Here is a 24,264-nt window from a genome sequence, read left to right as displayed (position 1 = left end):
GCGAGCGTCCCGCACGCAGCGTGATGGCGAAAGAGGGTGTGCCCCGATCAGGTCACCGCCACTGGCATGTGGCCCGGTCATGCTCCAGTCTGCCGGGCGGCGGTGAGACTTCCGTGAAGGGACCGCGCGGAGGCGTCCGTCAGTGCGGCGATCTGGTCGACGAGGACCCTCTTACGGGCCCGGTCGTCGGGGGCCGCCGTGTACAGGGCGCGGAACTGCGGCTCCAGTCCCTCGGGCGCGCGGGCCGTGAGTGCGGCGGCCAGCTCGGCGATGACGATCCGCTGGTCGGCGCGGAGTGCCTCCTGCTCGGCGCGCTGCATCACGTAACGGTCGGCGACCGCCTTGAGCACCGCGCACTCGTTGCGCACCTCGCGCGGGACGATCAGCTCGGCCCCGTACCTCCCGAGCCGGCCGGGTCCGTACGCGGCGTGGGTCGCGGCCTCGGCGGCGAGACAGAACCGGCCGATGAGCTGGCTGGTGGCGTCCTTCAGCCGGGCCTGGGCGACCGCCGTGCCGTCGTAGCCGTGCGGCCACCACTCCTCGGCGGTGAGGCGGTCCAGGGCGTCGGCGAGCTCCTGGGGGTCGGTGTCCGCCGGGACGTACCGTCCGATGGCGACGCCCCAGATCTCCGCGCGCTCCTGCTCGGAGAAGAGGCAGCCGGGGTCGATGTGTCCGGCGTGCAGTCCGTCCTCGAAGTCGTGCACCGAGTAGGCGACGTCGTCGGACCAGTCCATCACCTGGGCCTCGAAGCACTTGCGGTCCTGCGGCGCGCCCTTGCGGACCCACTCGAAGACCGGGAGGTCGTCCTCGTACACCCCGAACTTCGGCGATCCGGGGTCGGTGGGGTGCGCGCCCCGGGCCCAGGGGTATTTGGTGGCGGCGTCCAGGGCGGCCCGGGTCAGGTTGAGCCCGACGCTGACGAGCTCACCGCTGCGGGGGTCGCGGACGAAGCGCTTGGGTTCGAGGCGGGTGAGCAGGCGCAGCGACTGGGCGTTGCCCTCGAAGCCGCCGCAGTCCGACGCGAAGTCGTTGAGCGCCTGTTCGCCGTTGTGCCCGAAGGGCGGGTGGCCCATGTCGTGGGAGAGGCAGGCCGCTTCGACGAGGTCCGGGTCGCAGCCGAGGGCGGCGCCGAGCTCCCGGCCGACCTGCGCGCACTCCAGGGAGTGGGTGAGCCGGGTGCGGGGGCTGGCGTCCCAGGCCCGGCTGCGGGTGCCGGGGGTGACGACCTGGGTCTTGCCGGCGAGCCTGCGCAGGGCGGCGGAGTGCAGCACCCGGGCGCGGTCGCGCTGGAACGCGGTGCGGCCGGGCCGTTTGTCGGGCTCGGTGTCCCAGCGCTCGGTGTCGGCGGCGCCGTAGGGCGTGTCCCGGGGGTCGTGCGTACCGTCCATGCCTCCGACAGTAGACCGGCGGGCTGACAGGCGGGGTCAGGCGGTGGCCAGGAGGTGCGGGTGCGTCAGGGGGCCCTGGGCGGGCGCGGTGGTGGTCAGGGCCTGGTCGTAGCGGTGCAGCAGGAGACGTGCCATCGCCGGGTGCGCGCCGAGCGGGGCGGCGGCGATGCCCGGGGCGGCGGCGGCCGAGGCGGTGGCGAACCGGCCGGGGGCGGTGAAGTACGAGGCGAGGGCGACGCGGTGGCGGCCCCGGGCGGCGAGTGCGCGCAGGGCGGCCGGCACGTCGGGGGTGGCCGCCGAGGCGTACGCGGGGACGACGGGCACTCCGCCGAGGCGGTCGCGGAGCAGGGCGGCGGTGCGGCGCGCGTCGGCGTCGGAGCGGGGGTCGCGTGAGCCGGCGGCCGCGAGCACGACGGCGGCGTTGCGGTCCGTGCCGTCCTCGTCCCGCCAGCCGGCCTCCAGGAGGCGCTCGTACAGGGCCTCGACGAGCAGCGGGTGCGGGCCGAGCGGGGCGGCGACCCTGGTCCGGAGGTGGGTCGCGGCCGCCGCGGCCAGGGGCAGGTCGTGCCGGACGTGGTGGCCCCGGCCGAGGAGCAGCGGTACGAGGACGGCGTCGCCCTGCGCCACGGCGTCCAGGGTGTCCGGCAGCAGGGGCTGGTTCAGCTCGATGTGGCCGAGCCGGACGTCGAGGGCGGGCCGCAGCTCCCGTACCCGGTCCAGGAGCTCCAGGACGGTGTGCAGGGCCCGCGGGTCCCTGCTGCCGTGGGCGACGGCGACCAGGGTGGGGGCGGATCTCCGGGTGCGGTGCATGGGCCTGCGGGTTCCGTTCAGGGAGACGAGGCTGAGCTGGTTTCCGAGCTGGGAGGTGATGCGGGTCAGGAGTTGCGCCGTGCTGTCGAGGGGCAGGGGCTCACGGGGGTGTTCCGGTGCCGTCTCCGTCATGGACCGATCGTGCCGGGCGGACGTTGCCGGGCCGTTTCGCACCGGTCACGGGTGTTTGCCTCCGCCTCACAGGGTGCGGGGCCCGGGTGTCAGCGCGTGTTCACACCGGAGGGTGAATTCACCTCGCCGGCGAACCTTTCGCTTCCGCCGTTCGTCCCTTCCATGAGGGATCAGGGGGATCCGTCACGAGCGCGGGGGGCGCCGGATGCGGCTGAAGTCATGGAAGGGGCTCCGTCCCGCGGGGCCCCGTGCCGTGGGAGGGGTCCTGGGGCGGCTCGCGGCCGTGCGGCCCCGGTTGCCGCGCACCCGGCGGGGACAGCGGCGGCTGGTGCAGGCGCTGATGGTCGTCTGCGCGGTGGCGCTGGCGCCCGCGGCCTGGCTGCACACCACGGCCGACGCCCGGGTGCGGACGACGGCCGACGCCCCGGCGCGGGAGGTCGCCGTGGTCTTCGGGGCGGGGCTGTGGGACGGCCGCCCTTCGCCGTACCTCGCGCACCGGCTGGACACCGCCGCCGAGCTCTACCGGACCGGCAAGGTCCGGGTCGTGCTGGTCACCGGGGACAACAGCCGCGTGGAGTACGACGAGCCGGACGCCATGCGCACGTATCTCACGGAGCGGGGGGTGCCGGACGGGCGGATCGTCAGCGACTACGCGGGTTTCGACACCTGGGACTCCTGTGTCCGGGCGAAGAGGATATTCGGGGTCGACCGGGCGGTCCTGGTGAGCCAGGGCTTCCACATACGCCGGGCCATCGCCCTGTGCCGCTCCGCCGGGATCGACGCGTACGGGGTGGGGGCCGACGACGTACACGATGTGACCTGGTACTACGGCGGCACACGGGAGGTGTTCGCAGCGGGCAAGGCGCTCCTGGACGCCGTCCTCGAACCTGACCCGCACTTCCTGGGGCCACGGGAGCCGGGGGTGGCGGAGGCGCTCGCGGATGACCTCACGGCGGCCGGCGGGACGGGCTGAGGCGCGCGTACCGGGGGCGTAACCGGACGCACCGGCACCCGTAATACCGGCCTCGCACGCTGGGCGCATGGCCCGTACCGAGACGTCCACCCACTGCCCGTACTGCGCGCTCCAGTGCGGGATGAAGCTGCGCCCCGGCACCGACGGCGGGGTGGCCGAGGTCGTGGAGCGTCCGGAGTTCCCCGTCAACCGGGGAGCCCTGTGCGGCAAGGGGCGCACGGCCCCCGCCGTGCTCGCCGAGGGGGTGCGGCTGACGGAACCCCTCGTGCGCGGGGCGGGCGGCGCGCTCGCTCCGGCGAGCTGGGACGAGGCGCTGGAGCGGATCGCGGACGGGCTGCGCGGGACGCGGGCGGAGCACGGCGCGGACGCGGTGGGTGTGTTCGGCGGGGGCGGGCTCACCAACGAGAAGGCGTACGCCCTCGGGAAGTTCGCCCGGGTGGTGCTCGGCACCTCGCAGATCGACTACAACGGCCGCTTCTGCATGTCGTCGGCGGCCGCCGCGCACCAGCGGGCCTTCGGTCTGGACCGGGGGCTGCCGTTCCCGCTGGAGGACATCCCCCGGACCGGGTGCGTGATCCTGGTCGGTTCGAACCTCGCCGAGACGATGCCGCCCGCGCTGCGCTATCTGACCGAACTGCGGGAGAACGGCGGCCGGCTGGTCGTCGTCGATCCGCGCCGGACCAGGACGGCCGAGCAGGCGGATCTCCATCTGGCGCCCCGGCCGGGCACCGATCTGGCCCTGGCGCTGGGCATGTTGCACCTGATCGTGGCGGACGGCCGGGTGGACGAGGAGTTCGTCCGTACCCGTACGAGCGGCTGGGAGGAGGCCAGGGCGGGAGCGATGGCGCACTGGCCGGAGCTGGTGGAGCGGCTCACCGGGGTGCCCGTGCCGCAACTGCGCGAGGCCGTGGAGATGTTCTGCGGGGCGGAGAGCGGGATGGTGCTCACCGCGCGAGGGCCCGAGCAGCAGGCCAAGGGCACGGACACGGTGGGGGCGTGGATCAACCTCTGCCTGGCCACCGGGCGGGCGGGCCGTCCGCTGTCCGGCTACGGCTGTCTGACCGGGCAGGGCAACGGCCAGGGCGGGCGGGAGCACGGCCAGAAGGCCGACCAGCTGCCCGGGTACCGCAAGCTCACGGACCCGGCCGCGCGCCGCCATGTGGCCGGGGTCTGGGGCGTCGACCCGGAGTCGCTGCCGGGACCGGGGCGCAGTGCGTACGAACTGCTGGACGCCCTGGGGCGGGACGTGCGGTCGCTGCTGGTCATGGGGTCGAACCCGGTGGTCTCGGCACCGCGCGCGGGGCACGTCGAGGAGCGGTTGAGGTCGCTGGACTTCCTGGCCGTCGCGGACGTGGTGCTGTCGGAGACGGCGGCGCTGGCCGATGTGGTGCTGCCGGTGGCGCAGTGGGCCGAGGAGAGCGGCACGACGACCAGCCTGGAGGGCCGGGTGCTGCTGCGGCGGCGTGCGGTCGCACCGCCGGAGGGGGTGCGCAGCGACCTGGAGGTGCTGCACGCGCTGGCCGGACTCCTGGGGCACGGGAAGGGGTTCCCCACCGATCCGGAGGAGGTCTTCGGCGAGCTGCGGCGGGCCTCGGCGGGCGGGCCGGCCGACTACGCGGGCATCACGTACGCCCGGATCGCGGCGGAGGACGGGGTGTTCTGGCCCTGTCCCGACGAGGATCACGCCGGGACACCGAGGCTGTTCCTGGAACGGTTCGCGACGGACGACGGGCGGGCCGGGTTCGTCCCCGTCGTCCACCGGGCCGCGGCGGAGGAGACGGACGCGGAGTACCCGGTGGTGCTGACCACCGGGCGGGTCGTGTCCCAGTACCAGTCGGGGGCGCAGACCCGGCGGGTCGCCGAGCTGAACGCCGCCGCGCCCGGCCCGTTCGTGGAGCTGCACCCCCGGCTCGCCGAGCGGATCGGGGTGGCCGAGGGCGAGCGCGTCGCGGTGACCTCGCGGCGCGGGCGGGCGGTGGCACCGGCGCGGATCACCGTGGGCATCCGTCAGGACACCGTGTTCATGCCGTTCCACTGGCCGGGCGAGGGCCGGGCCAACTCCCTGACGAACCCGGCGCTGGACCCGGTCTCCCGGATGCCGGAGTTCAAGGTGTGCGCCGTGCGGGTGGAGGCCGCCGGCTGAGCCAGTCGCCGCCCGGCACGGGGGTGCCGCCGGTGCGCAGGGAGCGGGCGACGGCGGTGGCGGCGAGGTAGACCCAGGCGCGGACGGGCTCGGGCTCCCCCGCGCCGGGCCCGGGACGGGCGCCCGGCGCGGGCACGGCCGGCCGGGCCACCCGTTCGTACAGGTTGCGGGGGTGGCCCGGCCCCAGGAACTCCTCCAGGTCGTCCAGGAGCCCCAGCAGTTCGGCGTACGCCCCGGGTGCGGCGGTGACCAGGGCGCCGTGGACGGTGCCGTGGCCCTCGACCGCGTACGGGTAGCCCGGGCCCTCGTAGAGGAGGGCGCCCGGCAGCACGGCCGGACGTTCCTCACGCGTGCGGCCCCGGAGGAACCGGTCGTGGTTGGGCTCGCCGGGGAGCAGCGTCCCGTACACGAAGAAGGGCAGTCCGGGGTCGGTCACAGGGCCTCGGTGGGCGCGGTCTCCGCGGACACCCAGGCGAGGTAGCGGTCGCTGCCGCGCACGACGGGCGTCGCGATGATCTCGGGCGTGCCGTAGTCGTGCGCGGCGAGGAGGTGGGCCTCCAGCTCGTCGTACCGGCCGGCCGCCGTCTTGAACAGCACCTGCCACTCCTCACCGGTCTCGACGTCCCCCTGCCACCGGTAGACGGAGGTGACGGGCGCCGAGATCTGGGCACAGGCGGCGAGCCGCGCCTCCACCGCGCCCCGGGCGAGGGCGTGGGCCTTCTCCTCGCTGTCCGTCGTGGTCAGGACGGTCAGCCATGCGGGCTCGGTCATCCCGGGGTCTCCTCGTTCTCGGCGTCCGTGGCCCCTCGATTGTCGGGCCTCGCGGTGTCAGCCGCCGTACGGGTGCCGGGTCCTGGCCTCGCGCAGGGCGCGGCCCCACCAGACCAGCTGGTCGAGCATCTTCTTGGCCGCCCCGTCGACCTGGGCCGGGTCCTTGGGCACGCCCAGGTCGTCGAAGAGCGCACCGGCGTTGTGGAAGGAGACGGTGTCGCGGATCGAGACGGCGTGCAGTTCGGCGAAGACCTGGCGCAGGTGCTCGACGGCCCGCAGACCGCCGGAGATCCCGCCGTACGACACGAACGCGACGGGTTTGGCCTGCCATTCGGCGAAGTGCCGGTCGATCAGGTTCTTCAGCGGGGCCGGGTAGGAGTGGTTGTACTCGGGGGTCAGGACGACGAAGGCGTCGGCACGGGCCAGCCGGGGGGCCACGAGCGCGGCGCCGGTGGCGGGCGGCTCCGTCTCGGCCACATCGATCAGCTCGGTCTCGACGTCCGGGTGGCCGGCCGCCCGCCCGAGGAACCATGAGGCGACGACGGGACCGAAGCGGCCCTCGCGGTTGCTGCCGAGGATGACGGCCACCTTCAGCGGAGCACCCGAGGAGGCGTCGGAAGGGGCTTCGGACTGGGGAAGAACAGCGGTGTTGAGGTCCATGCACCGCAGCCTCACACCTCAACCATGATTGAGGTCAAGCGCCGCCTCGCCGCATCTACGCTGGAGGCCATGACTTCCTCCGTACCGGACCTCCACGTCGAGTTCGACGGCCGCCCCGCCACCGCCGGGGATCTGCGGATCCCGGCCTTCGCCGGCTACGGCCACTTCACCGCTATGCAGGTCAGGGACCGCACGGTGCGCGGCCTCGACCTGCATCTGGAGCGGCTGGACTCCGCGAACAGGGAACTGTTCGGGCTTCCCCTGGCCGGAGACCGTGTGCGCGAGCTGATCGGTCACGCGCTCGACGGCGCCGGGGCGTGGAGCCGGGACGCGTCGGTCCGGGTGCACGGCTATCTGCCGCAGGACAGCGCGGAGACCGTGGTGGCGGTGACGGTGCGGGAGCCGGTCGAGCCGGACGGTGCGCCCCGGAGCCTGATGTCGGTCCCGTTCGCGCGGGCGGTGGCGCACATCAAGCGCCCCGGCGAGTTCGGCCAGATCTACTACGGGCAGCAGGCACGGCGGGCGGGCTTCGACGAGGCGCTGCTGACGTCGCCCGGCGGCATGGTGACCGAGGGCGCGATCACCAACGTCGGTTTCTGGGACGGCGCTTCGGTCGTCTGGCCGGACGCCCCCGCGCTGACCGGCATCACCATGGCGCTGCTGGAGAGCGGTCTCGCGAGGGCGGGCCGCCCCTCGGTGCGGAGCGGGGTGACGCTGGACGGGCTGGGCGCGTACCGGGCGGCGTTCGTCAGCAACTCGCAGGGCATCGCGCCGGTCCACCGGATCGACGACACGGTCTTCGCCGTCGACCAGGACCTGATGACGCTGCTCACCCGGGCGTACGAGGACGCCCCGCGCGGCACCGTCTGAACCACGCGGTACCGTCTGAACCGCGCGGCACCGTCCGATCCACGCGGCACCGGCCGCCCCGGCTCCCCGGGGTGCGGGACCATGGGGCCATGCAGATCCACATCGAAGCATCGGAACTCCCGGGCCGCGCCTGCGGTCCCGACACCGACTTCGCCGGTTTCGACAACATCCACGTCGGCGTGCAGCGCAAGGACCGGCCCGGCGAACTGCTCGGCCTGCACCCCGGCGACGCGGCGCACGCCTCCTGGACCCTGGACTGCACCGCCGCCCCCACCCCGGAGGGCGTCGAGGTGTCGGGACCGTACGTCCAGAACCGGCTCGGCGGGCGCTTCGTCTATCTGTCCTGGGGCACCGTGGACGGCTCCGGGGCCTTCACGATGTTCCGCCGGGCCAAGCTGATGATGAGCGACATCGACCCGGAGGTCCTGGAGACCGCCTCCCGGACGGGGCACCTCACCGCGCGACTGCGGCTGACGGACGACAAGGGACAGCCGCGATGCGCCCGCGTACGCCCTCCGGACATCACCTGGTCCGCGACGGAGACCGGACCCCGGCACACCTGAGGCGCCCGGAGGCGCGAGGAAAGCGGGGATACGACACCGCCCCCACCGGTCCCTGGGGGGGGATGGGCCGGTGAGGGCGGTTGCCGGGGGGCCGGCGGGGGGCTGCCGTCCCGTGGGGGGGTAGAGACCGTGTGCCCGCCCGATGCCGACACATTCGTGTGACCTGCGTCACACGAGACCGGGTGTCGGGCTCACCCGATCGGCACCGGAGGGGGCGACCGGCTCCCGTCACCGCCGCGACCTGCACCGGGCCGTGCGTACGGGCCCGCTCCCCAGGTCCGTACGGGTGAAAGCTGACCCTGCGTCAGCATGCGGCCACGGGACAGGGCCCCTTACCTCGGAGGCAGGACACATCCGTCTGCCCGGAGGACTCCCATGCTCAGCCCCGCCCGCCTCGTGACCGGTACCGCTACCGCGGCCCTCACCGCCGCCGCGCTCGGCCTCGCCCTCCCGTCCGCGCACGCGGACAGCCTCGGCAGACCTGAGCTCACCGCCACGGCGGAGTGCGGGGCCGACGGCACGGCGGGCGGTGACACGGCGGCCCTCTGCGACAGCGCCGGGGCGGCGGCCGGCGCACCGGGCACGGCCGGCGCGCCGGAGACCGGTGATCCGGGGCCGGCCGACGGCACGGAGTCACTCGCGGGCCTGGACCCGGCCGAGGACCCGGCAGCGGTGACGGGGCCTTCCTGGCCGGACACGGAGGTGCCTGACACGGAGATGTCGGACGCAGAGGCGTCGGACACGGAGGCTCCGGAGGAGGCGCCCGAGGAGGCCGGGGCCGGGGCCGGCGACGAGGCCGGAACGCTCCGGCAGCCGGGCACCGGTACGGACCCCGGGTTCCGCCCCGAGCCCCCGGGCGGTACCGCCCCCGGCACGGACCCCGGATCCGCGAAGCCGCCCGTGCCCCCGGGGCACAGGCCCACGGCCTCCCCCAGCCCCAGCCGGCCCTCCGGGCACGTCGGCACGGGGGTGGGCGGCAGCGCCGCCCCCGACACCGCCCAGCTCGCCGCCGGCGCCGGTCTCGTCGCGGCGGCGGCCGTCTGCGGCGCCCTGCTCCTGCGCCGGCGCCGCGCCGACGGCCCGCGTCACTGAGGACGGCCGGCGGAGGACGGGAACCGGGGAAGGCCGGCGGAGGACGGGACGTGGACAGGACGGCACTGAGGGCCAGGGTCTGGCTGGCGGGCATCGCCGCCCTGTGCGGCGTGTGGCTGGTCCACAACGGCGCGGCCCCCCGGACCGTCGCCCCCCAGCCGTCCACCGCCGAGGCCTTCGCGGCGGGCTCCGAGCCCCGTCCGGGAACCCGGGTCGCCGAACCCCTGCGCCCCTCAGCGCCCGTCAGGATCCGCATCCCGGGCATCGGCGTCGACGCTCCCATGACGGGGCTCGGGCTCGGCGCGGACGGCAGCCTCGACGCACCGCCCGAGGGGAACCGCAACCTCGCCGGCTGGTACGAGGACGGCACACCGCCGGGCACCAAGGGCACCGCGATAGTGGCGGGCCACGTCGACAACGCGGAGGGCCCGGCCGTCTTCTACGCCCTCGGCTCCCTGAAGAAGGGGGCGAAGGTCGAGATCGACCGGGGGGACCGCACGACCGCCGTCTTCTCGGTCGACGCGGTCGAGGTGTACGAGAACGACGACTTCCCGGACAAGCGGGTCTACGGCGCCACCGCCCACGCCTCGCTGCGGCTGATCACCTGCGGGGGCGGGTTCACCCGCGAGACGGGCTACCAGGGCAACGTGGTGGCGTACGCCCACCTCACCGAGGTGCGCCGACCCGGCGGGAGCCGCCCGCCCGGCGCGTAGGAGCGAGCCGCTCCGCTCAGGCCGTCCACTGGTCGAAGCCGAGCTTGGCGACCAGCGAGAACACCACGACCAGCAGGACCCCGCGGACGAAGTCGCTGCCCTTCCTGAGGGCCATCCGCGCCCCCATCATCCCGCCCGCCAGATTGAATACGGCCATCAGCGCGGCCAGCTGCCACAGGACGGTGCCCTGGTAGGCGAACATCGCCAGCGCCCCGGCGTTGGTGCAGACGTTCACGATCTTGGCGGTGGCGGAGGCGGTGACCAGGTCGAGGTGGAGCACGGCGGTCAGCGCCAGCACCAGGAAGGTGCCGGTGCCGGGCCCGAACAGCCCGTCGTAGAAGCCGATACCGCCGCCGACCAGCACGATCGCGGTGACCGTACGGGCCCGGGTGACCTTCCGGTCCGTGCCGTCCCCGGCCGCCGCCGTCCCGAAGGAGGGGCGCAGCATCACGAACGCGGCGACGGCCAGCAGCACCACCATGATCACCGGACGCAGGACGTCGCTGCTGATGCCCGCGGCGAAGAAGGCCCCGGTCATCGATCCCGCGAGTGCCATGAGCCCGATCCGCACGGCGGTGCCCACCTGGACCGGCGCCTTGCGCACATAGGTGACGGCGGCGCCCGAGGTGCCGACGATGGCGACGGCCTTGTTGGTCCCGAGGACGTGCGCGGCCGGGACGTGCGGGAGACCGAGCAGCAGGGCGGGCAGGAGCAGCAGTCCGCCGCCGCCCACCACGGCGTCGATCCAGCCGGCCGCGGCGGCGGCCAGGCAGAGCAGGACGAGGGTGGTCAGCGTGATCTCGGGCATGTCCGTGACCTTAGGCAAGCGATAGGTGCCCAGTCCAACCAGTTGCCCGTGCCCTCACAGAGCGCCTCCGCGCGTGCTGAGCGCAAGGTTCCTCCCGGGAAACAGGAGGGATGCGGTCGGGTAACACCCGCCGCGCACGCTCTGGGGCATGAGGACACGGACGGAGAACGCGGCACGGGTGGTGGTGATCGGCGCCGGGATGGCGGGCGCGCGGCTCGCCGCCCGGGTCCCCGGCGTCACCGTCATCGGTGAGGAGGCGCACGCCCCGTACAACAGGGTGCTGCTGGCCGAGGTGCTCGCCGGACGGTACGCGCCGGACGTGATCGCACTGCCGCCCGCCGAGGTGCGGCGCGGCGTGCGTGCCGTGCGGATCGACCGGGCCGAGCGGCAGGTGCTCTGCGACGACGGCCGTGTCGTCGGGTACGAACACCTGGTGCTGGCCACCGGCTCCAACCCGGTGCTGCCCCCGCTGCGGGGTCTCGGCCGCACACTGCCGGACGGGGTGCACCCCTTCCGCACCCTCGACGACTGTCTGGCCCTGCGCGCCGCCGTACGCCCCGGTGTGCGCGCCGTCGTCATCGGCGGCGGGCTCCTCGGGGTGTCCGCCGCACGCGCCCTGGCCGAGTGCGGCGCCCAGGTGGTGCTGGCCCAGCAGGGCGAGCACCTCATGGAGCGGCAGCTGGACGCCGAGGCGTCCGGGATGCTGCGCCGTCACCTGGAGTCCCTGGGTGTCGAGGTGCACACCGAGTGCCGGGTGCGCGGGCTGCGCCGCACCGACGGCGACACCCCGGCGGTACGGGCCGTGGAACTGGCCGACGGTTTCGAGCTGGAGGCCGAGATCACCGTGCTGGCCTGCGGCGTCCGGCCCAGGACGGGTCTGGCGCGGGCGGCCGGCCTGGAGGTCCGCAAGGGCGTCGTCGTGGACGACGAGCTGCGCACCTCCGACCCGTACGTCCACGCCGTCGGCGACTGCGCCGAGCACGCCGGGAGGGTGTACGGACTGGCGGGCGCCGCGCTCGAACAGGCCGACGTACTGGCCGAGGCGCTCGCCGGGCGCCCCGCCCGTTACCGGGGCACCCGGGCACTGACCAGGCTGACCCTGCGCTCCCCCGGCGGCCCCGCCGCTCCCGCCGCCGGGCTCGACCTGGCCGCTTTCGGTGACTCCCGCCCGATGCCCGGCGACGACGTGGTCCGGCTGGCCGACGCCACCCGGAACGCGTACCGCACGGTCGTCGTCCGGGGCGACCGGCTGGCGGGCGGGGTGCTGTTCGGCGATCTCGCGGCGGTCGGCACCCTCGCCCGGACCTGGCAGGACGACGACGCCCTCCCCGCCGGCATGTCCCTGCTCCACCTGCTCACCAACGACGGAGGCTTCTGATGCCGGTGTCCACTCCCCCGACCGCCCCCACCGCAGGCGTGCCGACGATCGTGGTCGTCGGGCACGGCATGGTCGGACAGCGTTTCCTGGAAGCGCTCGCCGACCGCGGGCTGACCGCCGCCGCGGGCACCGCCAGGGTCGTCGTGCTCTGCGAGGAGCCCCGCCCCGCGTACGACCGGGTGCAGCTGACCTCGTACTTCTCCGGGAAGACACCCGAGGACCTCTCGCTCGTCGAGGCCGGCTTCATGGAGCGCCACGGCATCGAACTGCGCGTCGGCGACCCGGCGGAGAGCGTCGACCGTGAGGCGCGCACCGTCACCGCGCGCTCCGGGGAGACGTTCCCGTACGACACGCTGGTGCTGGCCACCGGCTCGTACCCCTTCGTGCCGCCGGTCCCCGGCAAGGACGCCGAGGGCTGCTTCGTCTACCGCACCATCGAGGACCTCCTCGCGATCGAGGAGTACGCGAGGACCGCGAGGACCGGTGCGGTCGTGGGTGGCGGGCTCCTCGGCCTGGAGGCGGCGGGAGCACTCAAGGGGCTCGGACTCGACACGCACGTCGTGGAGTTCGCGCCCCGGCTGATGCCGGTACAGGTCGACGACGGCGGTGGCGCGGCACTGCTGCGCACCATCGAGAACATGGGCCTGACCGTCCACACGGGCGTCGGCACCCAGGAGGTCACGGCGGGCGAGGACGGCCGGGTCAACGGCATGTCCCTGTCGGACGGTTCCTCGCTGGAGACCGATCTCGTGGTCTTCTCCGCCGGCGTACGCCCCCGGGACCAGCTGGCCCGTGACTGCGGTCTGGCGGTCGGCCCGCGCGGCGGCATCGTCGTCGACGAGGAGTGCCGCACCTCCGACAGCGCCGTCTTCGCGATCGGCGAGTGCGCGCTGGCCTCGGACGGCCGGGTCTACGGGCTGGTGGCGCCGGGTTACGAGATGGCGCTGGCGGCCGCCGAGGTCATCGCGGGCAACGCGGCCTCCTTCACCGGTGCCGACCTCTCGACGAAGCTGAAGCTGCTCGGGGTGGACGTCGCCTCCTTCGGCGACGCGCACGGCGCGGCCGAGGGCTGCCTCGACGTCGTGTACGCGGACTCCCGCTCGGGTGTCTACAAGAAGCTGGTGATCGGCCGGGACGGCACCCTGCTCGGCGGGGTCCTGGTGGGTGACGCCGAGCAGTACGGCACGCTGCGGCCGATGACCGGCACGGTGCTGCCCGTCGCCCCGGAGCAGCTGGTGCTGCCGGCCGGCGCGGGCGGGCCGGTCACCCTCGGCCCCTCCTCGCTGCCCGACGAGGCCGTGATCTGCTCCTGCCACAACGTCACCAAGGGCGCGATCTGCGAGCACACCACGCTCCCCGAGGTGAAGAAGTGCACCAAGGCCGGTACGGGCTGCGGGAGTTGCGTCAAGGTCATCGGCCAGCTGCTGCCGCAGCCCGAGGACCAGGGGCTGTGCGGCTGCTTCGCCTACACCCGCAGCGAGCTGTACGAGATCGTCCGCACCCTCGGCGTCACGTCGTACGCCGATCTGCTGGACTCGCACGGTCGCCCGGAGGCACGGGGCGGCGACGGCTGCGAGGTCTGCAAGCCCACGGTCGGCTCGGTCATCGCCTCGCTGGCCCCGACGGTGGGCGCGAGCGGCTACGTCCTGGACGGCGAGCAGGCCGCCCTCCAGGACACCAACGACCACTTCCTGGCCAACCTCCAGCGCAACGGCTCGTACTCGATCGTGCCGCGCATCCCCGGCGGTGAGATCACCCCGGAGAAACTGATCGTGATCGGGGAGGTGGCCCGGGACTTCGGGCTCTACACGAAGATCACCGGCGGCCAGCGCATCGACCTCTTCGGTGCCCGGGTCGACCAGCTGCCGCTGATCTGGACCCGCCTGGTGGACGCGGGATTCGAGTCCGGGCACGCGTACGGGAAGTCGCTGCGGACGGTCAAGTCCTGTGTGGGGCAGACCTGGTGCCGCTACGGGGTGCAGGACTCGGTGAAGATGGCGATCGACCTGGAGCTGCGCTACCGGGGCCTGCGCTCCCCGCACAAGCTGAAGTCGGCGGTCTCGGGCTGCGCCCGGGAGTGCGCGGAGGCCCGCGGCAAGGACTTCGGGATCATCGCCACGGCGCAGGGCTGGAACCTCTACGTCGGCGGCAACGGCGGCGCCACCCCGCGCCACGCGGACCTGCTCGCCCAGGACCTCTCGGACGCCGAACTGGTGCGTCTCATCGACCGGTTCCTGATGTTCTACATCCGCACGGCCGACCGCCTGGAGCGCACCTCGACCTGGCTGGACCGGATCGAGGGCGGCCTGGACCACGTGCGCGACGTGGTCGTCCACGACTCGCTGGGCCTCTGCGACGAGCTGGAGCGGCTGATGGCCGACCATGTCGCCGGCTACCGCGACGAGTGGGCCGAGACCATCAACGACCCGGAGCGGCTGAGGCGCTTCGTGACCTTCGTCAACGCCCCCGACGCACCCGACCCGTCGGTCAGGTTCGTCCCCGAGCGCGATCAGGTCAAGCCCGACCTGGACATCCTCGCGGGCCCGGTGCTCGCCATCCGTACTCTCGAAGGGACCTCTTCCCGATGACGACCCAGATCGTGGAAACGGCGCAGGACACCCGGACGATCCAGCTCGCGGACGGGGACGGCTGGCTCACCGTCTGCGACCGCGCGCTGCTGACCCCCGGGCGCGGTGTGGCGGCGCTCCTGCCGGACGGCCGGCAGGTGGCCCTGTTCGTGGACCGGGCGGGGCGGGCGTACGCGATCGACAACCGGGACCCGTTCACGGGGGCGTACGTCCTCTCCCGGGGCCTGGTCGGCTCCGCCGGCGGGCGGCCGTTCGTCGCGTCGCCGCTGCTGAAGCAGCGCTTCGACCTGGAGACGGGAGCCTGCCTGGACGACGACGACGTCACCGTGCCGGTCTTCCCGGTCCGCGGGGCCTGACTCCGGGTGGCGGGGCGGGCTGACTCCGGTTCGTTCACCGGGTGTTGCCGCCCCGTCAACCCCTCGCCTCTACTGTCCTGACGTTCGACCCGCCGGGCCGACCGGACCGGCGGGCCCTCACGTCACCCGTGGAGTGATCGTGGAACGTCGGACCTTCTTGCGCACAGCGGTGATCGGCAGCTCGGCGGCGGCCTTCGGCGGCACCCTGTGGCGGGGCGCCGCCCTCGCGGACCCGGCCCAGCCGGCCGCCGGCCCGTACGGTGCGCTGCAGGCGGCGAACAGCAACGGCATCCTGCTGCCGAGCGGCTTCACCAGCAGGATCATCGCCCGCTCCGGGCAGACCGTCCCGGGCACCTCGTACACCTGGCACAGCGCCCCGGACGGCGGCGCCACCTTCACCGACGGCGGCGGCTGGATCTACGTCTCCAACGCGGAGGTGTCCGCGAGCAGCGGCGGCGGGGCGAGCGCGGTGCGCTTCGACTCCTCGGGGACCGTCACCTCGGCGTACCGGATCCTGTCCGGCACGAACACCAATTGCGCGGGCGGCCGGACCCCGTGGAACACCTGGCTGTCCTGCGAGGAGGTCACCCGCGGCTTCGTGTACGAGACCGATCCGTGGGGAGTGAACGCCGCCGTGCAGCGCCCCGCGATGGGCCGGTTCAAGCACGAGGCGGCGGCAGCGGATCCCGACCACGGTTACGTCTACCTGACCGAGGACGAGACGGACGGCCGCTTCTACCGCTTCCGCCCCACCACCTGGGGCACCCTGTCGTCCGGCACGCTCCAGGTGCTGGTGGCGGGCACCGGCACCTCGGGCCCGGTGACCTGGACGACCGTCCCCGACCCGGACGGATCACCCACCCAGACCCGCTACCAGGTCTCCGGCGCCAAGATGTTCAACGGCGGCGAGGGCTGCTTCTACGCGGCGGGCACCTGCTGGTTCACCACCAAGGGCGACAACCGGGTCTGGGCGTACGACGCGAACGCCTCGTCCCTCTCGCTCGTCTACGACGACTCGCTCGTCACGGGCGGCGCCGCCCCGCTGACCGGCGTCGACAACGTCACGCGGGCCGTCTCCGGTGACCTGTACGTCGCGGAGGACGGCGGGAACATGGAGATCTGCCTGATCACCCCGGACGACACCGTCGCCCCGTTCCTGCGGATCAGCGGCCAGTCCGGCTCGGAGATCACCGGTCCGGCCTTCTCGCCCGACGGCAGGCGGCTCTACTTCTCCTCGCAGCGCGGGACGAGCGGCAGCTCGTCCGGCGGCATCACCTACGAGGTCACGGGGCCGTTCCGCTCCTGACCCGCCCCGCACGACAGCGGTCGCGGGGCCGTCCCGCTCCTGGACCCGCACGGCAGCGGTCGCGGCGCCGGCTCCGCGACCGCTGCCCGCCGGATGTCAGGCCTGGCCCTCGACGGCGGCCGGGTCCATCCAGACGACCTCCCAGATGTGGCCGTCCGGGTCCTGGAACGAGCGGCCGTACATGAAGCCCTCGTCCATGGGGTCGTTGGCGGGCGACCCGCCGTTGGCGAGCGCGGCGTCGGCCATCTCGTCGACCTTCTCGCGGCTCTCCGCGCTCAGGGCGACGAGGACCTCGGTCGTTCTGGAGGCGTCGGCGATCTCCTTCTTGGTGAAGTCCTTGAAGCGCGGCTCGCTGATCAGCATGGCGAAGATCGTGTCGCTGATGACCAGACAGGCCGTCGAGTCGTCGCTGAACTGCGGGTTGAAGCCGAAGCCGAGCTTCGCGAAGAAGTTCTTCGTCGTGCCGAGGTCCTTGACCGGCAGGTTCACGAAGATCATCTGGGGCTGCGTCATGATGGTTCCCACTCTTCCGTCCGGCACTCTGTGGTGCTCCCGCGCGCTCCGTACGAGCGCTACAAGGGGTAGACCAGGGCGGCGCGCAGAACTCATCGCTCCGGCGGGAGCGGTTTCTCACGGCACGGCGAGCGGGGCTCCGCCCCTGAGCAGCGCGGCGCCCAGCGGGGTCAGGGTGTGCAGGACCGAGCTGCCGTGGCGCAGGGTGCGGACCAGGCCGGCCTCGCGCAGCACACAGGCGTGCTGGCTCGCCGAGGCCAGCGAGACCCCGGTCCTGCGGGCCAGTTCACTGGTCGTGCAGCCGTTGTCTATGGACCGCAGAACGGCCGAGCGGGTGTGGCCCACGAGCCGGCCGAGCCAGGGGCCGGGCTCGGCGGAGGCCGGGGCGCCGGGGTGGGTGACCGGGTAGACCAGGACCGGCGGCAGGCCGGGGTCGCGGTAGACGACGGGGGTGCCCCGGCAGAAGAACGACGGCTGGAGCAGCAGCCCCCGCCCGTCGAGGCGCAGCTCCCGGTCGACGGGGTAGTCCGCCTCCAGGACGGGGGCCCGCCAGCGGATCATCGGCGGCAGCGTCGCGAGCAGCTCGTCCGCGCCGCCGTCCAGCAGGGCGCGGCCCCGGAGGGCCCGGTCGGCCTCGACGCTCGCCCGGATGTGCGGCCAGTACGGCTCGACCGCGGCGCGGTGGTAGGCCCGCAGGGTGGAGATGAGGCGGCCCAACGGCTCCGTACGCCCCTCGGCCAGCGCCTCCGGCAGGGAGGCCGGTGTGTGCCGCCGCCCGGCGGTGCCGTGCCGCGTCAGCAGCGCGAGCTCACCCCGGATGCGGTCCGTGGGGGTGTCGCGCAGCACCTCGATCCCGGCAGCGAGCCCGAGCGGCTCGGCGCCTTCCCCGGCGGGCGTCAGGAAGTCGGGGAAATAGCCGCGGGTCGGAACGACCGCGGACAGCAGGCGCGCCTCACCATTCAACCGGGTGCGGGATTCCTTCCGCCATTTCCCGAACACCGTGGAACCACGCCGGTCTCTCAACCGGTGGAAACTGAGCATGGTCTCCCACATCGCGTCCGGCCTCGTGGCCATCCGCACGCGCGAAAGGTCCACCCCGGACACATGGATACGCAGCACTTCCGAAACCCCCACCTGTTGCACCCGCAATTCCCCCCGCCGAAGCGTATGCACAGCGTCACAGGAGGTCACCACGGAGTTTCGGCCACAGTTGAAATGTCTCGCCCGAATCGCCGCCGACCGAAAGGCTGTACGACGTCGGGTACGCATCCGGCGTCACCGAAAGAGCGGGTGGGGGCCGTGGGGGGCTTCGCCTGTTCGGCGGCGGTGAACGACGGTGCGGCTCCGTACCCGGCAGGGGTAAGCGGGTGCGGTCCGGGGGTGGGGATCCCCGGACCGCACCCGGTCCGTACGTCCTCGATTTGCGCACCGAACGGTGAAAAGCGAACCACTTCGCCGACTGCGCGAGGCCCGTTTACCGCCCTGCCCGCCGGAACCGAAGCAGGACCGCTTTCAACGGTTCGCTTTTCAAATGGACGAAGCGGCGGCACCCCCGCACAGGGTGCCGCCGCTTCCGGGTAATCCGGCCCGCCGGCGGACCGATGAGGGTCTCTGTCGTCCGCCGGCGGTATCCGGAGTCGTATCAGGCGCTTCCGCCGGGGGTCAGCGGCTGTCGCTGCCCCGTGATCCGGCGGCGGCGCGGCCCGCTTCCAGCCGGGCGACCGGGATGCGGAACGGGGAGCAGGAGACGTAGTCCAGGCCCACCTCGTGGAAGAAGTGCACCGACTCCGGGTCCCCGCCGTGCTCACCGCAGATGCCGAGCTTGAGGTCGGGCCGGGTGGCCCGGCCGGCCTCCACGGCGCTGCGTACGAGGGCGCCGACGCCGTCCTTGTCGATCGTCTCGAACGGCGACACCCCGAAGATGCCCTTCTCCAGGTACGCGGTGAAGAACGAGGCCTCCACGTCGTCGCGGGAGAAGCCCCACACCGTCTGGGTGAGGTCGTTCGTGCCGAAGGAGAAGAACTGCGCGGCCTCGGCGATCTGACCGGCGGTCAGCGCGGCGCGGGGCAGCTCGATCATCGTGCCGATGCTCAGCTTCAGCTGCGTACCGGTGGCCGCCTCGACCTCCGCGATGACGCCGTCGGCCTCCTCGCGGACGATCTCCAGCTCCTGGACCGTGCCGACGAGCGGGATCATGATCTCGGCGCGCGGGTCGCCCTTGGCGTTCTTGCGCTCCGCCGCCGCCTCCGCGATCGCCCGGACCTGCATCGCGAACAGGCCGGGGATGACCAGGCCGAGGCGCACCCCGCGCAGGCCGAGCATCGGGTTCTGCTCGTGCAGCTTGTGCACGGCCTGCAGGAGGCGCAAGTCGTTCTCGTTGGCGTCCTTGCGGGACTCGGCGAGCGCGACCCGGACGGAGAGCTCCGTGATGTCGGGCAGGAACTCGTGCAGCGGCGGGTCGAGCAGGCGCACGGTGACGGGCAGCCCGTCCATCGACTCGAACAGCTCGATGAAGTCGGCCTTCTGGAGCGGCAGGAGGGCCGCCAGCGCGGCCTCGCGCTCGTCGTCGGTGTCCGCGAGGATCAGCTTCTCGACCATCTCGCGGCGCTCACCGAGGAACATGTGCTCGGTGCGGCACAGGCCGATGCCCTGGGCGCCGAAGCGGCGGGCCCGCGAGGCGTCCTCGGCGTTGTCCGCGTTCGCCCGGACGCGCAGCCGGCGCACCCGGTCGGCGTACGCCATGATCCGGTGCACGGCGGCGACGAGCTCGTCGGCGTCGTCGGCGCCGGCGTGCATGCGGCCCTCGAAGTACTCGACGACCGGGGACGGTACGACGGGTACCTCGCCGAGGTACACCTTGCCGGTGGAGCCGTCGACGGAGACGAGGTCGCCCTCCTCCACCACGGTCTCCCCGACGGTGAGCCGGCGGCGCTTGGTGTCGACCTCGATCTCCTCGGCGCCGCAGACACAGGTCTTGCCCATGCCGCGGGCGACGACGGCGGCGTGCGAGGTCTTGCCGCCGCGCGAGGTCAGGATGCCCTCGGCCGCGATCATGCCGTCGAGGTCGTCGGGGTTGGTCTCCCGGCGGATCAGGATGACCTTCTCGCCGGACCGCGACCACTTGACGGCGGTGTACGAGTCGAAGACGGCCTTGCCGACGGCCGCGCCCGGCGACGCGGCGATCCCGCGCCCCAGCAGGACGGTGCTGGCCGCGTCGTCGAAGCGCGGGAACATCAGCTGGGCGAGCTGGCCGCCGTTGACCCGCTGGAGCGCCTCGGCCTCGTCGATGAGGCCCTGGTCGACGAGCTGGGTGGCGATGCGGAAGGCGGCACCGGCGGTGCGCTTGCCGACCCGCGTCTGGAGCATCCAGAGCTGGCCGCGCTCGATGGTGAACTCGATGTCGCAGAGATCCTTGTAGTGGGTCTCCAGCGTCTCCATGATCTTCATCAGCTGGTCGTACGACGTCTTGTCGATCGACTCCAGCTCGGCGAGCGCCACGGTGTTGCGGATGCCCGCGACGACGTCCTCGCCCTGCGCGTTCTGGAGGTAGTCGCCGTAGACGCCCTGATGGCCGCTGGCCGGGTCACGGGTGAAGGCGACGCCCGTACCCGAGTCGGGGCCGAGGTTGCCGAAGACCATCGAACAGATGTTGACGGCCGTGCCGAGGTCGCCGGGGATGCGCTCCTGGCGGCGGTAGAGCTTGGCCCGGTCGGTGTTCCACGAGTCGAAGACCGCCTTTATGGCCAGGTCCATCTGCTCACGCGGATCCTGCGGGAAGTCACGGCCCGCGTCCCGGGTGACGATCTTCTTGAACTGCTTGACCAGCTTCTTCAGGTCGGCCGCGTCGAGGTCCACGTCGACGGTGACGCCCTTGGCCTCCTTCGCGGCCTCCAGCGCCTCCTCGAAGAGGTCGCCGTCGACGCCGAGCACGGTCTTGCCGAACATCTGGATGAGGCGGCGGTACGAGTCCCAGGCGAAGCGCTCGTCGCCGGCCTGGGCGGCGAGGCCCACGACCGAGGCGTCGGAGAGGCCGATGTTGAGGACCGTGTCCATCATGCCGGGCATCGAGAACTTCGCGCCGGAGCGGACGGAGACCAGCAGCGGGTCGTCGGCCTGGCCGAGGTTCTTGCCCATCCGCTGTTCGAGCGCCGCGAGGTGCGCGCCGACCTCGTCGCGCAGCTCGGCCGGCTCGTCACCGCTGTCGAGGTAGACCTTGCAGGCCTCGGTGGTGATGGTGAAGCCCGGAGGGACGGGCAGCCCGAGGTTGGTCATCTCGGCGAGGTTGGCGCCCTTGCCGCCCAGCAGATCTTTCAGATCCTTGTTGCCCTCGGTGAAGTCGTAGACGAACTTCTGGGGATCTTTGTGTTCCGACACGGGTCTCGACTCCTCGAGGACGCGGTGGCTGCCCTGACGGCGAGGAACATACCCAGATCGAAGGTGTCTGGGTACGGCCACTTGCGCGTCATGAGGGCTCAACCACCCGTCCGCCAGCAGATCGAAAGTAACGCGGCGGCACACCACACGGAGCTGAAGCATTCAACCCTTGAACGCATCATGACGGAACGTCTGTGTGTTTCCCTGATCCGGTGACACGGAGTGCGGGATGGTTTGATCGATCAAAGTAAACCCGCCTGGCACCCAGTGCCGCCATTTGAGAAGTACAGCATCCAAAAGAGCGCTCATCTGAGCCAAGCGCCCCTCAAGGGTGGCGAGAATCACGCCCCCACTCGCGCTCAGATGTCATCATCCGGACGCCCGTGCGTCAACGAGTGGCCACCGCAGAGCCACCGCCTGACAACCGAGCGTGATGGCGCGCGCGGGGAAAGGAGAGCGGCCCCACACATCTCCCGGGAAAGCGCGGTGGAGCGTGCCGCATCCAACAGAAAAGCCCGCTCATCTGAGCGGGCTCTTTCCGGGGGCACTCGGTGCCCTGGCGTGGGGGTGTCCGTCAGCCGCCCGATGTGTCCAGCTCCGCCTCGGCACCCACGCCCGCGCAGTCGTACGGGTCCTTGAGCCAGCCGTCCGGCAGCGCCACCCGGTTGTTGCCGGAGGTGCGCCCACGCGGGCCGTCGGCGCCGTCGGGCCAGGGCTGGTCCAGGTCGAGCTCCTGGAGCTGGCCGCCCAGCTCCTCCAGGGACGAGGTGACCGCGAGACTGCGGCGCATGTCCGAGCCGACGGCGAAGCCCTTGAGGTACCAGGCCACGTGCTTACGGAAGTCGATCACCCCGCGGCTCTCGTCGCCGATCCACTCCCCCAGCAGCGTCGCGTGGCGCAGCATGACGTCCGCGACCTGGCGCAGGGCGGGCGCCTGCCTCGCCTCCGTGCCCTCGAAGGCGCTGACGAGATCACCGAAGAGCCAGGGGCGGCCCAGGCAGCCGCGGCCCACGACGACGCCGTCGCACCCCGTCTCGCGCATCATCCGCAGCGCGTCGTCGGCGCTCCAGATGTCGCCGTTGCCGAGGACGGGGATCTCGGGGACGTGCTCCTTGAGGCGCGCGATGGCGTCCCAGTCGGCCGTGCCGCCGTAGTGCTGTGCGGTGGTCCTGCCGTGCAGGGCGACGGCCGTGATGCCCTCCTCGACGGCGATGCGGCCCGCGTCGAGGTAGGTCATGTGGTCGTCGTCGATGCCCTTGCGCATCTTGATGGTGACCGGGAGGTCGCCCGCCTCCGCCACGGCCTCGCGGAGGATCGCGCGGAGGAGCGGCCGCTTGTACGGGAGCGCGGAGCCGCCGCCCTTGCGGGTGACCTTGGGGACGGGGCAGCCGAAGTTCAGGTCGATGTGGTCGGCGAGGTCCTCGTCGACGATCATGCGGACCGCCTTGCCGACGGTGACCGGGTCCACCCCGTACAGCTGGATCGAGCGCGGGGTCTCGCTCGCGTCGAAGTGGATGAGCTGCATGGTCTTCTCGTTGCGCTCGACCAGCGCCCGCGTGGTGATCATCTCGCTGACGAACAGTCCCTTGCCGCCCGAGAACTCACGGCACAGGGTGCGGAAGGGCGCGTTGGTGATGCCGGCCATGGGGGCGAGCACGACCGGCGGCTGCACGGTGTGCGGGCCGATCCGGAGCAGCGGGAGGGAAGGGGCGAGCGTGGTCATGGCCCCATTGTCCCGTACGCGGGCGGTGGTCCGGATGCCGCCCGCTCAGACCTCGGCGAGCGACCCCGCGCGGGGCTCTGCGAGGGACTCCTCGGGGGCCGCCCGCGGGGACTCCGCCAGGACCGACTCCATCAGCCGCTCGAGGCCCAGCCGGGACCGCTCGTCCGAGGGGACGTACGTCACCATGCGCGGGCCCGCCGACGGCCCCAGCCACAGATCGGTGTGGTCGAGCCTGAGCATCCCCACCCGGGAGTTGCGGAAGACCTTGGTGCGGTTCGAGGGGCCGACGACCTCGTGCCGGGCCCAGATCTCGCCGAACTCGGGCGAGGCCGCCTCCAGCCGCCCCAGCAGCGCCTTCCAGGCGGGCTCGGACAGGTGCTCCGCCATCGCGGCACGGAACTTCGCGGCCATCACCCGCTTCAGCTCGGGCAGATCGACCACGGACTCGCGCCACTCCTCGTTGTTGTAGGCGAGCAGCATGCAGTTGCGGTCCTCGGGGGCGACGGCGTCCAGGTCGCACAGCAGCCTGCCGTAGGTGCGGTTGTGGGCGAGGATGTCGTACCGGCTGTTCTGGATGCAGGCCGGGAACGGCTCCAGCCGGGTGAGCATCTCGCGGAAGGCCGGGGTGACGCCGGTGCAGTCCGAGCCCGGCGCGGGGTCGACGGCTCCGGCGAGGGCGAAGAGATGGGTGCGCTCGCTGCGGTCGAGCAGCAGGGCGCGGGCCAGGGAGTCCAGGACCTGCGGGGAGACCTGGATGTCGCGCGCCTGCTCCAGCCACGTGTACCAGGTGACGCCGACGGCCGAGAGCTGGGCGACCTCCTCGCGGCGCAGTCCCGGGGTCCGCCTGCGGCGGCCGCGGGGCAGCCCCACCTGCTCGGGGGTGATCCGCTCACGACGGCTGCGGAGGAAACCGGCGAGCTCGTGCCGCCGGATGTCGGTCTCGGGTGCCTGGGTCGCCGCGGTCGTCGTCATATTCCCAGCGTGCCGAATGTCCGGGCGTATTGCCAGGTGCTCCCGGTACCAGGATAAGGAGACTCTGGTACCAGGCTGAGTACGGGTCCATCGTCGGTGTCGTGAGTGAATCCTCCGTACTGACGAACCCA

21 protein-coding genes are annotated in these 24,264 nt (G+C 72.8%); 10 read left to right on the top strand and 11 right to left on the bottom strand.

Annotation, left to right across the window (positions count from 1 at the left end; translation table 11 throughout):
- Nucleotides 1-77 precede the first annotated feature (77 nt).
- Both ACZ607_RS01635 and ACZ607_RS01630 read right to left on the bottom strand, forming a co-directional pair.
- The gene (locus ACZ607_RS01635) at nt 78-1,388 is read right to left on the bottom strand and encodes a deoxyguanosinetriphosphate triphosphohydrolase (RefSeq protein WP_469730656.1); all 1,311 of its coding nucleotides are present in this window, start codon (nt 1,386-1,388) and stop codon (nt 78-80) included.
- A gap of 36 nt (nt 1,389-1,424) precedes the next feature.
- Nucleotides 1,425-2,330, bottom strand: coding sequence for a sirohydrochlorin chelatase (locus ACZ607_RS01630; protein ID WP_469730654.1), 906 nt, complete (start codon nt 2,328-2,330; stop codon nt 1,425-1,427).
- Between the two features lie 205 nt (nt 2,331-2,535).
- Here ACZ607_RS01630 and ACZ607_RS01625 point away from each other — a divergent pair, with 205 nt between their 5' ends.
- Together ACZ607_RS01625 and ACZ607_RS01620 are read left to right on the top strand one after the other, a co-directional pair.
- Nucleotides 2,536-3,303 carry a SanA/YdcF family protein gene (locus ACZ607_RS01625; RefSeq protein WP_469730652.1) on the top strand — a complete coding sequence of 256 codons (768 nt, stop codon included), beginning with the start codon at nt 2,536-2,538 and terminating at the stop codon, nt 3,301-3,303.
- Between the two features lie 67 nt (nt 3,304-3,370).
- Complete coding sequence (locus ACZ607_RS01620; protein ID WP_469730650.1) at nt 3,371-5,446, top strand: molybdopterin oxidoreductase family protein; 2,076 nt, start codon at nt 3,371-3,373, stop codon at nt 5,444-5,446.
- Here ACZ607_RS01620 and ACZ607_RS01615 read toward each other — a convergent pair.
- Genes ACZ607_RS01615 through ACZ607_RS01605 form a run of 3 tightly spaced genes read right to left on the bottom strand, consistent with a single transcriptional unit; the run spans nt 5,409 to nt 6,877 of the window.
- The gene (locus tag ACZ607_RS01615) at nt 5,409-5,882 is read right to left on the bottom strand and encodes a gamma-glutamylcyclotransferase family protein (protein ID WP_469730648.1); all 474 of its coding nucleotides are present in this window, start codon (nt 5,880-5,882) and stop codon (nt 5,409-5,411) included. The genes ACZ607_RS01620 and ACZ607_RS01615 overlap by 38 nt on opposite strands.
- Nucleotides 5,879-6,217, bottom strand: coding sequence for a divalent-cation tolerance protein CutA (gene cutA, locus ACZ607_RS01610; protein ID WP_469730646.1), 339 nt, complete (start codon nt 6,215-6,217; stop codon nt 5,879-5,881). The genes ACZ607_RS01615 and cutA overlap by 4 nt, the downstream gene beginning before the upstream one ends.
- Nucleotides 6,218-6,274: 57 nt before the next feature.
- A complete protein-coding gene (locus ACZ607_RS01605; RefSeq protein WP_469730644.1) occupies nt 6,275-6,877 on the bottom strand; it encodes an NADPH-dependent FMN reductase in 603 nt (200 codons plus the stop codon).
- Nucleotides 6,878-6,946: 69 nt separating this feature from the next.
- Between ACZ607_RS01605 and ACZ607_RS01600 the strand changes: the two genes are divergently transcribed.
- The 4 genes from ACZ607_RS01600 (at nt 6,947) to ACZ607_RS01585 (ending at nt 10,115) form a co-directional block, all read left to right on the top strand.
- Nucleotides 6,947-7,747 (top strand): aminotransferase class IV, encoded by an 801-nt coding sequence (locus tag ACZ607_RS01600; RefSeq protein WP_469730642.1) that lies wholly within the window; start codon nt 6,947-6,949, stop codon nt 7,745-7,747.
- An 89-nt stretch (nt 7,748-7,836) separates the two neighbouring features.
- Nucleotides 7,837-8,310, top strand: coding sequence for a DUF5990 family protein (locus ACZ607_RS01595; protein WP_469730640.1), 474 nt, complete (start codon nt 7,837-7,839; stop codon nt 8,308-8,310).
- A gap of 375 nt (nt 8,311-8,685) precedes the next feature.
- Nucleotides 8,686-9,402: a hypothetical protein gene (locus tag ACZ607_RS01590; protein WP_469730638.1), complete on the top strand. Its 717-nt coding sequence runs from the start codon at nt 8,686-8,688 to the stop codon at nt 9,400-9,402.
- A 50-nt stretch (nt 9,403-9,452) separates the two neighbouring features.
- Entirely contained in the window at nt 9,453-10,115 is a 663-nt protein-coding gene (locus tag ACZ607_RS01585) for a class F sortase (RefSeq protein ID WP_469730636.1), read from the top strand.
- A 16-nt stretch (nt 10,116-10,131) separates the two neighbouring features.
- On the opposite strand, the gene ACZ607_RS01580 is transcribed toward ACZ607_RS01585, so the two are convergent.
- The gene (locus ACZ607_RS01580) at nt 10,132-10,923 is read right to left on the bottom strand and encodes a sulfite exporter TauE/SafE family protein (protein WP_469730634.1); all 792 of its coding nucleotides are present in this window, start codon (nt 10,921-10,923) and stop codon (nt 10,132-10,134) included.
- A 148-nt stretch (nt 10,924-11,071) separates the two neighbouring features.
- On the opposite strand from ACZ607_RS01580, the gene ACZ607_RS01575 reads away from it, so the two are divergent.
- The 4 genes from ACZ607_RS01575 to ACZ607_RS01560 all read left to right on the top strand — a co-directional run bounded on the left by ACZ607_RS01575 (nt 11,072) and on the right by ACZ607_RS01560 (nt 16,551).
- The gene (locus ACZ607_RS01575) at nt 11,072-12,301 is read left to right on the top strand and encodes an NAD(P)/FAD-dependent oxidoreductase (RefSeq protein WP_469730632.1); all 1,230 of its coding nucleotides are present in this window, start codon (nt 11,072-11,074) and stop codon (nt 12,299-12,301) included.
- Nucleotides 12,301-14,889, top strand: coding sequence for a nitrite reductase large subunit NirB (gene nirB, locus ACZ607_RS01570; RefSeq protein WP_469730630.1), 2,589 nt, complete (start codon nt 12,301-12,303; stop codon nt 14,887-14,889). The genes ACZ607_RS01575 and nirB overlap by 1 nt, the downstream gene beginning before the upstream one ends.
- The gene (nirD, locus tag ACZ607_RS01565; protein WP_469730628.1) at nt 14,886-15,245 is read left to right on the top strand and encodes a nitrite reductase small subunit NirD; all 360 of its coding nucleotides are present in this window, start codon (nt 14,886-14,888) and stop codon (nt 15,243-15,245) included. The genes nirB and nirD overlap by 4 nt, the downstream gene beginning before the upstream one ends.
- Before the next feature lie 139 nt (nt 15,246-15,384).
- A complete protein-coding gene (locus ACZ607_RS01560) occupies nt 15,385-16,551 on the top strand; it encodes an alkaline phosphatase PhoX (protein ID WP_469730626.1) in 1,167 nt (388 codons plus the stop codon).
- Nucleotides 16,552-16,647: 96 nt separating this feature from the next.
- Here the strand turns inward: ACZ607_RS01560 and ACZ607_RS01555 are convergent, their stop codons facing one another.
- The 5 genes from ACZ607_RS01555 to ACZ607_RS01535 all read right to left on the bottom strand — a co-directional run bounded on the left by ACZ607_RS01555 (nt 16,648) and on the right by ACZ607_RS01535 (nt 24,133).
- Entirely contained in the window at nt 16,648-17,064 is a 417-nt protein-coding gene (locus ACZ607_RS01555) for a VOC family protein (protein WP_469730624.1), read from the bottom strand.
- A gap of 117 nt (nt 17,065-17,181) precedes the next feature.
- Nucleotides 17,182-18,183, bottom strand: coding sequence for an ArsR/SmtB family transcription factor (locus tag ACZ607_RS01550; RefSeq protein ID WP_469731823.1), 1,002 nt, complete (start codon nt 18,181-18,183; stop codon nt 17,182-17,184).
- Between the two features lie 543 nt (nt 18,184-18,726).
- Nucleotides 18,727-21,438 carry a pyruvate, phosphate dikinase gene (ppdK, locus tag ACZ607_RS01545; RefSeq protein ID WP_469730623.1) on the bottom strand — a complete coding sequence of 904 codons (2,712 nt, stop codon included), beginning with the start codon at nt 21,436-21,438 and terminating at the stop codon, nt 18,727-18,729.
- Nucleotides 21,439-22,012: 574 nt separating this feature from the next.
- Nucleotides 22,013-23,161, bottom strand: a complete 1,149-nt coding sequence (dusB, locus tag ACZ607_RS01540) for a tRNA dihydrouridine synthase DusB (RefSeq protein ID WP_469730622.1) — start codon at nt 23,159-23,161, stop codon at nt 22,013-22,015.
- Nucleotides 23,162-23,206: 45 nt separating this feature from the next.
- Nucleotides 23,207-24,133, bottom strand: coding sequence for a helix-turn-helix transcriptional regulator (locus tag ACZ607_RS01535; protein WP_469730620.1), 927 nt, complete (start codon nt 24,131-24,133; stop codon nt 23,207-23,209).
- Between the last annotated feature and the right edge of the window lie 131 nt (nt 24,134-24,264).

The sequence above is a fragment of the Streptomyces sp. NPDC104381 genome, from assembly GCF_055583745.1.
Note: the sequence above shows the minus strand (reverse complement) of the source record. Positions and strands in the feature narration are given on the sequence as shown.

Bases quoted from the DNA above. Each gene is read 5' to 3' on its own strand.
- ACZ607_RS01635 (WP_469730656.1), bottom strand. From the start codon at position 1,388: ATGGACGGTACGCACGACCCCCGGGACACGCCCTACGGCGCCGCCGAC.
- cutA (WP_469730646.1), bottom strand. From the start codon at position 6,217: ATGACCGAGCCCGCATGGCTGACCGTCCTGACCACGACGGACAGCGAG.
- nirB (WP_469730630.1), top strand. From the start codon at position 12,301: ATGCCGGTGTCCACTCCCCCGACCGCCCCCACCGCAGGCGTGCCGACG.
- ACZ607_RS01590 (WP_469730638.1), top strand. From the start codon at position 8,686: ATGCTCAGCCCCGCCCGCCTCGTGACCGGTACCGCTACCGCGGCCCTC.
- ACZ607_RS01630 (WP_469730654.1), bottom strand. From the start codon at position 2,330: ATGACGGAGACGGCACCGGAACACCCCCGTGAGCCCCTGCCCCTCGAC.
- dusB (WP_469730622.1), bottom strand. From the start codon at position 23,161: ATGACCACGCTCGCCCCTTCCCTCCCGCTGCTCCGGATCGGCCCGCAC.
- ACZ607_RS01605 (WP_469730644.1), bottom strand. From the start codon at position 6,877: ATGGACCTCAACACCGCTGTTCTTCCCCAGTCCGAAGCCCCTTCCGAC.
- ACZ607_RS01580 (WP_469730634.1), bottom strand. From the start codon at position 10,923: ATGCCCGAGATCACGCTGACCACCCTCGTCCTGCTCTGCCTGGCCGCC.
- ACZ607_RS01555 (WP_469730624.1), bottom strand. From the start codon at position 17,064: ATGACGCAGCCCCAGATGATCTTCGTGAACCTGCCGGTCAAGGACCTC.
- ACZ607_RS01620 (WP_469730650.1), top strand. From the start codon at position 3,371: ATGGCCCGTACCGAGACGTCCACCCACTGCCCGTACTGCGCGCTCCAG.
- ACZ607_RS01535 (WP_469730620.1), bottom strand. From the start codon at position 24,133: ATGACGACGACCGCGGCGACCCAGGCACCCGAGACCGACATCCGGCGG.
- ACZ607_RS01575 (WP_469730632.1), top strand. From the start codon at position 11,072: ATGAGGACACGGACGGAGAACGCGGCACGGGTGGTGGTGATCGGCGCC.
- nirD (WP_469730628.1), top strand. From the start codon at position 14,886: ATGACGACCCAGATCGTGGAAACGGCGCAGGACACCCGGACGATCCAG.
- ACZ607_RS01600 (WP_469730642.1), top strand. From the start codon at position 6,947: ATGACTTCCTCCGTACCGGACCTCCACGTCGAGTTCGACGGCCGCCCC.
- ACZ607_RS01595 (WP_469730640.1), top strand. From the start codon at position 7,837: ATGCAGATCCACATCGAAGCATCGGAACTCCCGGGCCGCGCCTGCGGT.
- ACZ607_RS01625 (WP_469730652.1), top strand. From the start codon at position 2,536: ATGCGGCTGAAGTCATGGAAGGGGCTCCGTCCCGCGGGGCCCCGTGCC.